The 7643-nt window shown below is 70.1% G+C and carries 2 protein-coding genes; one reads left to right on the top strand and one right to left on the bottom strand.

Annotated features, from left to right (window positions below):
* The first annotated feature begins 290 nt into the window (after window positions 1-290).
* Window positions 291-1073 carry an IclR family transcriptional regulator gene (locus AC07Y4_RS32225; RefSeq protein ID WP_062481672.1) on the top strand — a complete coding sequence of 261 codons (783 nt, stop codon included), beginning with the start codon at window positions 291-293 and terminating at the stop codon, window positions 1071-1073.
* 16 nt (window positions 1074-1089) lie between these two features.
* On the opposite strand, the gene AC07Y4_RS32220 is transcribed toward AC07Y4_RS32225, so the two are convergent.
* Window positions 1090-7554: a prealbumin-like fold domain-containing protein gene (locus AC07Y4_RS32220; RefSeq protein ID WP_495275645.1), complete on the bottom strand. Its 6465-nt coding sequence runs from the start codon at window positions 7552-7554 to the stop codon at window positions 1090-1092.
* Between the last annotated feature and the right edge of the window lie 89 nt (window positions 7555-7643).

Genomic DNA, 7643 nt, shown 5'->3' with positions numbered 1-7643 from the left:
AAGCGCTTGACGCCGAAGCTCACGGGGTGGTCGGCGTTGTTCAGGTGGCCGAAGCGGATCACGCGCTCCTGCTGCGCTTGCGCAACAGCAGGAACGACCAGGGCGAGGGCAAGGCCGGCGGTGGCCAGCGAGCGGTAAAGCGTTCTCAAAGTTGTTCTCCAGCGTGCGATGTGAGCGGTCCATGCCGGGGCGCTTCACACGCGCCCCGACTCCTGGCGGCGCGATCTTATCGATTTAGTGGAAAATCTTTCTACTAGTGAAAACACTTGGCAAAATGCTAGAGTCGTCTCATGACAGCCATACTCGAACGCAGCTTCAAGGTGCTCGAACACCTCTCCGGCCACCCCGAGGGCCGTGCGCTTTCCGCGCTTTCTGCCGAGCTGGAAATGCCGTTGAGCGCCACCCACCGCCTGCTGAGCGAACTGGTGCGCTACGGCTATGTGCGGCAGGATCAGAGCCATGGCGACTACATGCTGACCATCAAGCTGGTGTCGCTGGGCCTGAGCTTTCTGAGCAACAGCGGCATCGTCGACGTGGCACAGCCGCTGCTCGACCGGCTCGCGGTCGCGTCGGGCGAGCTGGTGCGGCTGGCGGTGGTCGACGGCGACGAGCTCACCTTCGTCGCGAAGGCGCAAGGCGCCACGCGCGGGCTGCGCTACGACCCGGACATGGGCCTGTCGGTGAACCTCTCGTGCAGCTCCGCAGGCCACGCGTGGCTCTCGACCATGACGGACGAGCAGGCGCTGCAGCTCGTCGCGAAGCAGGGCTTCGGCCAGCCGGAAGACTTCGGCCCCAAGGCGCCGACCACCGTGAAGGCGCTGCTCGTGTTCCTGCGCGCCACGCGCAAGCGCGGCTTCTCGATGATCAACGAGGTGTTCGCCCCCGCGATGACGGCCATGGCCGCGCCGGTGCGCGGTGCGCACGGCGGCGTGATCGGCGTCATCACCATCGCGGGGCCGCTGGTGCGGCTCACGGAAGAACGCATGCTCGCGCTGGGCCCACAGCTGCTGGCCGCGGCGGACGACGTGGCGCGGGCCAGCGGCGCGTCCGCACTGTTCAAGCGCCGGGCCTGAAGGCCCTGCCAGGTCCTTAGTCGACCTTCACCTGGAACAGCACGAAGCCCGTGCCGCCCGGCTCGACCGTGCCCGTGAAGCGCCAGTCGATCGCGCCCGTGCCCCCTGCAGGTTGAACCGTGGTGCAGGCCACCGCGCCCGCGGGCGGCGCGTTCGCCGGCGTGGTCTTGACACAGCCCGTGAGCGACGCCGGCGTGGTGCCCGTCGTCGCGCTCACGAAGGTCGTGTAACCCGGCGTCATGTCGTTCACGACCATGCTGCGGATCGGCGCGTCGCCGTTGTTCGTGTAGGTGATGCGGTACTCGAGCGTCTCGCCCGACTTGGCCTGGTTGTTCACGCCGAAGGTGCCGCTTTGCGTGATGTTGCGCACCTCCTTCTTCAGCTCCAGCGCCACGCCCGACACCGTCGTGAGGTCGTCGAGCGTGAAGCTGCCGCTGAGCGACGGGCTCGCGTTGGTGTAGGTGAAGTCGGCGCGGATCGTCGCCTTGTTGTTCGAGCCCAGCGGCGCCGTGGCGGGAATGAACTCCTGCACGATCACGCAGACCTTGCCCGCGAAGGCCACGGGCGTGGCCGCCGCGCTAGGCGGGTACAGCTGCGCCGCGCCGGCCTGCAGGCTGCCGGTGCAACCCACGTCCGCGAAGACCTTCGTCGTCCAGCCGGTGATGGCCGGCGTGGCCGTCTCGCTCGCCACGCTGAAGCGCACCTGCCCGGCCGTGCCCGCCGTGAAGGTGTGGGCGTAGGTCACGGTGCTGCCCGGCAGGCCGGTCTTGGCGCCGTCGGTCGCGAAGGCGCTGTTGTCGACGTCGCCGAAGTTCAGGTTGGCGTGGCCCGTGCCGTTCCAGCTGAAGGCGATGCGGTCGGGCGTGCCGGTGCGCGTGTAGGTGTAGGTGCCACCGGCCGCGGCCACGGCCGAGCCCGAGGGCAGCGCGACATTGCCCACCGAGGCGCCCGTCGACACGCGCGTGCCGGGGTTGGTTTCTTCCACGCACATCGCCGAGCCCGTGGCCGTGCCGGCCGGCACGCTCAGGCTGTAGGCCCCCGAGGCGTCCGTGAGCGCGCTCGCGTACACGGTGGCACCGCAGTTGGTCAACCGCACGCTCACGCCCGACAGCGGGCCCTCGCCGCCGTTGACAAGGCCGTCGTTGGCCGTGCCGCCGCCCACGCCGTTGTCCAGGAACACACGGCCGCTCACGATCGCCGCGAGCGTGTTGGTGAAGGTACAGACCACCGCCGTGCCGTTCGTCAGCCCGGCCGCGGGCAGCGTGACGGTGCCCGCCACCAGGTCGACGGCAGCCGTCGCCCCGCCCGCCAGGCCCGTGCAGGTCGCGCCCGAGAACGCGAAGCCGCCGGGCATCGAGGCCACGACTTCGGTCAGCACCGTCTGCGTGTTGGCCGTGGTGAGCGTCTTGATGGTGCCCACCACCGTCGAGCCCGACACCGAGACGTTGATGCTGTCCGAGCCGAAGCCGTTGGTGCCGCTGAACGCGAAGGTGCCCGTGCCGCCCAGCGCCTGCTTGCGGATCTGCACCGTCGGCAGGCGGTTGTTGCTGTAGGTACAGACGATGGCCTTGCCGGCATCGCCCGCGCCGATCACCAGCGTGTTGCTGGCCTGGCCGTTGGTGCCGCTCAGGGCGTTGGCCGTGGCGCCGCCGTCGGCGGTACACGACAGCACGGTCGTGTAGTTGGCCAGCGTGCCGGTGGGCATCGTTTCCGCGGGGAAGGTGATGGTGTTGCCCACGGCCGCCACCACCGCCGCGCCGCTGTTGCCGGCCGTGGGTGCGGTCGCGGTGAACGCGGCCGTGTTGTTGGTCGCGCCCGTGCTCGCGCCGATGCTGGCGACGTTGCCCGCTTCGCTGTTCGCGCCCCAGGCCTTGCGCACCTGCAGGGTGACCGTCTTCTTCGCGTTGGTGTAGGTACAGACGATGGCCTTGCCGGCGTCGGCCGCGGCAATCGCCAGCGTGTTGCTCGCCTGGCCGTTGGTGCCGCTCAGCGGGTTGGTGGTGGCGCCGCCGTCGGCGGTACAGGCGACCACGGTGCTGTAGTTCGCGAGCGAGCCGGTGGTCATCGTCTCGGCCGGCAGTGTGAGCGTGCCGCCGACGACCATCGACACCGCCGCGCCGCTGCTGCCGGCGGTGGGTGCGGTCGCGGTGAATGCCGTCGTGTTGCTGCTGCCGCCCGAGGTGGCGCCGATGCTGGCCACGTCGCCGTTCGTGCTGTCCGCGCTCCAGGCCTTGCGCAGCTGCACGGTGACGGTCTTGGGCGTGTTGGTGTAGGTACAGACGATGGCCTTGCCGGCGTCGCCCGCGCCGACCAGCAGCGTGTTGCTGTTCTGTCCGTTGGTGCCACTGAGCGCATTGGCCGTGGCACCGCCGCCGGCCGTACACGCCAGCACCGTGGTGTAGTTCGCCAGCGTGCCCGGCGACATCGTCTCGGCCGGCAGCGTGATCGTGTTGCCGGCCTGCACGGTCACGGCCGTGCCGCTGTTGGCGCCCGTGGGCGCCGTCGCGGTGAAGGCCGTGGTGTTGCTCGATCCGCCCGCGCTCGCGCCGATGCTCGCCACGTTGCCGGCGATGCTGTTCGCCCCCCAGGCCTTGGCGATCTGCAGCGTGGCCGTCTTCGGCGTGTTGGTGTAGGTACAGACGATGGCCTTGCCCGCGTCGCCCGCGCCGACCACCAGCGTGTTGCTGGCCTGGCCGTTGGTGCCGCTCAGCGTGTTGGCCGTGGCGCCGGCATCGGCGGTACACGACAGCACGGTGGTGTAGTTCGCCAGCGTACCCGTGGTCATCGTCTCGGCCGGGAAGGTGAGCGTGTCGCCCGCGGCCACCGACACCGCGGTGCCGCTGGTGCCCGCCGTCGGCGCCGTCGCCGTGAACGCGGCGGTGTTGTTCGCGCCGCCCGTGGTCGCGCCGATGCTCGCCACGTTGCCGGTGGTGCTGCCGGCGCTCCAGGCCTTGGACAGTTGCAGCGTCGCGGTCCTGCGCGTGTTGGTGTAGGCGCAGTTCACCGCGCTGTCCGACGGCATGGTGAAGCTGCGGCTCGGGCCGCTGCCGCTCACCGTCACCGCGCTGCCATCCGACACCTTGGTACAAGCCAGCGTCGTGGTGTAGTTGGCTGCGTTGCCGGTGGTGAAGGCTTCGGCCAGCGTCACCGTGGCGCCGCTGGCCGCGGTGGCCGTGGCGTTGGTGGTGGTGGCCGGTGCGGTGGACGTGCCGGCGGTCGCGCCCGTCACTTCGGCAGCGCTGCCACTGACCGTCAGGTTGACCTTGTCGCCGGCGATGGCGCCGCTCCAGCTCTTGGACAAGGTCACCGCCGCCGTCTTGCGCGTGTTGGCGTAGGTACAGACGATGGCCGTGTCGGCCGCGCCCACCGTCAGCGTGTTGCCCGACAGCCCGCTGGTGCCGGTGCAGCTCAGCGCGCTGGTGTAGTTGGCGGCGCTGCCGGTGGTGAAGCTCTCGGCCAGCGTGATGACGCTGCCCACGGGCACGGCCTGCGCGGTGCCGGTGTCGGTCTCGGCGGCCGTGTTGGCCACCGAGGCCAGCGTGGTGAGGCCCGTGCCGGTGACGCTCACGGCGTCGTTGACGATCGCGCCCGACCAGGTCTTGGCCAGCGTGACGGTCGCCGTCTTCGCGGTGTTGGTGATCTCGCAGACGATCGGCAGGCCTGCATCCGCGTTGCCCAGGGTCAGCAGGTTGCCGCTGAGCGAACCGCCGCCGGTGCAGCTCCAGGCGCTGGCGGTGTACGAGCCGGCGTTGGTGCCGAACGGCGTCTCCGACAGGGTCACGGTGTCGCCCACTGCCACGCGCTGCGCGCCGCCGGTGTCGGTTTCGTTGGGTGTGTTGGCCGTGGCCTGCAGGTTGAAGGCGTAGCCGATGTTGTGGTTCGGGTGCACCGTGCCCGAGGCGGTCAGCGTGAAGGCGTCGTTGACCAGCGCGTTGACCCACTTCTTGCGCAGCTGCACCGTCGGCGCCTTGGCGTTGGTGACGGTACAGACGATGTTCGAGCCCGCCACCGTCGCCGCGGCGTTCAGCGTGAACTGGTTCGTGTTCTGCGCGGTCCCGCGCGTCACCGTGCCGCCGCTGCCCATGCCCGTGCAGCTGACGTCGGTGATCACGTAGTCGGGCACGCCCGTGGCCGGCGTGTAGGTTTCGGTGAAGGTGGTCGCCGTGCCCGTCGCGGTCAGCGTCTGCAGCGGCCCGTTGACGGCCGTGCCGGCCACGGTGGTGGTGATGGTGTGCGCCGCCACGCCGTTGGTGCCCGTGAAGTCGAAGCCGGCCACGCCGCCGAGCGAACGCTTGGCGAGGGTCAGGGTCGCGGGCTTGCCGGTGTTGGTGTAGGTACAGACGATGGCCTTGCCCGCATCGGTCGCGCCGATCAGCAGCGTGTTGCTGTTCTGCCCGTTGGTGCCACTCAGCGCGTTGGCCGTGGCGCCGCCCCCTGCCGTACACGACAGCACCGTGTTGTAGCTCGCGAGCGAGCCCGTGGGCATCGTCTCGGCGGGCAGCGTGATGGTGTTGCCCGCGACCACGTTCACCGTGCTGCTGTTGCCCGCCGTGGGCGCGGTCGCCGTGAACGCCGTGGTGTTGCTCGCGCCGCCCGTGCTCGCGCCGATGCTCGCCACGTTGCCGCTGATGGCGCCGGCGCCCCAGGACTTTGTCAGTTGCAGCGTGGCCGTCTTCGGCGTGTTGGTGTAGGTACACAGGATCGCCTTGCCCGCATCGGCCGGGCCGATCAGCAAGGTGTTGGTGGCCTGCCCGTTGGTGCCGCTCAGCGCGTTGGCCGTGGCGCCGCCACCGGCCGTACACGCGAGCACCGTGTTGTAGTTCGCCAGCGTCCCCGTCGGCATCGTTTCCGCGGGGAAGGTGATGGTGTTGCCGGCGACCACGGTCACGGCCGCGCCGCTGTTGGCGCCCGTCGGCGCCGTCGCCGTGAAGGCGGCGGTGTTGTTCGCGCCGCCCGTGCTCGCGCCCAGGCTCGCCACGTTGCCGGCGATGCTGTTCGCGCCCCAGGCCTTGGCGATCTGCAGCGTCGCCGTCTTCGGCGTGTTGGTGTAGGTACAGACGATGGCCTTGCCCGCGTCGCCCGCGCCGACCAGCAGCGTGTTGCTGTTCTGTCCGTTGGTGCCACTGAGCGCATTGGCCGTGGCACCGCCGCCGGCCGTACATGCCAGCACGGTGTTGTAGTTCGCCAGCGTGCCCGGCGACATCGTCTCGGCCGGCAGCGTGATCGTGTTGCCCGTGGCCACGGTCACGGCAGTGCCGCTGGTCGCGCCCGTGGGGGCCGTGGCCGTGAAGGCCGTGGTGTTGTTGGTGCCGCCCGTGGAGGCCGGAATGCTCGCCACGTTGCCCGTGAGGCTGTTGGCGCCCCACGACTTGACCAGCTGCAGCGTGGAGGTCTTCGGCGTGTTGGTGTAGGTACAGACGATGGCCTTGCCCGCGTCGCCCGCGCCGATCTGCAGCGTGTTGGTCGCCTGGCCATTGGTGCCGCTCAGGCTGTTGGCCGTCGCGCCGCCACCGGCGGTACACGACAGCACGGTCGTGTAGTTCGGCAGCACGCCACCGTTCATGGTTTCCGCGGGGAAGGTGATCGTGTTGCCGGCCGCCACGGTCACGGTCGCGCTGGTGTTGGCCGTCGGCGCCGTCGACGAGAACGCCACGGTGTTGGCCGCGCCGCCCGTGGTCGCGCCGATGTTCGCCACGTTGCCCGTCACGCTGATGGGGTTCCACGACTTGGCCAGTTGCAAGGTCGCGGTCTTGCGCGTGTTGGTGTAGGTACAGACGATGTCCTTGCCGATGTCGCCGAGGGCGATCGTCAGCGTGTTCGATACCTGTCCGTTGGTGCCGCTCAACGTGCTGGCCATCGTGCCGCTATTCACGGTGCATGACAGCACGGTGTTGTAGTTCGCCAGCGTGCCGGTGGTCAGTGTTTCGGCGGGCAGCGTGATGACGTTGCCGATGTTCACGCCCACGACGGAGCTGGAGGCGGCAGTGGACGCCGTCGAGGTGAAGGCCGAGGTGTTGCTGGCACCGAAGAAGTTGGTACCGCCCGTGGAGGCGCCAATGCTCGCCACGTCGCCGGTGTTGCTGCCGGCCGACCAGGCCTTCGCGAGCTGCAGCCTGACCACGTTGAACTGGATGACGACGAGGCCGTTGCCGCCGGTGGAGCCGGTCAGCGAAGCGCGCGCGCCGCCCACGCCGACGCCGCCCTGGTAGAGCGTGTTGCCCTGGTTGGCCGGGTTGGAAGCCGCCGAGTAGCTGCCGTCGGCCCCCGCGGTGATCACGCCGCCGGTCACGCCCGTGCCGATGAAGCCCGAGCCGCCGCCGCCCGGTCCGTTGTAGGAACAGCCGACCGAGACGGGGTTGGGCGTGTTGCTGCACTGGGCCATGCCGCCGCCGCCGCCGAACCAGCCGCCACCACCGCCACCGCCGCCCTCGTACTGGAGGGGGGTGCCACCGACCGCCGAGCACCCGGTGCCGCCCTGCAAGGCGCTGCCGTCAGTGCCAGCCGGACAGGTGGCCGCGACGGTCCCCGCACTCGGGGTGCCGCGCGCACCGCCGGCGGCCTGGGTACCGC

Source organism: Variovorax sp. GW460-12-1-14-LB1, assembly GCF_059423605.1.
This window is presented reverse-complemented; position numbering and strand designations above follow the sequence as displayed.

Bases quoted from the DNA above. Each gene is read 5' to 3' on its own strand.
- AC07Y4_RS32225 (WP_062481672.1), top strand. From the start codon at position 291: ATGACAGCCATACTCGAACGCAGCTTCAAGGTGCTCGAACACCTCTCC.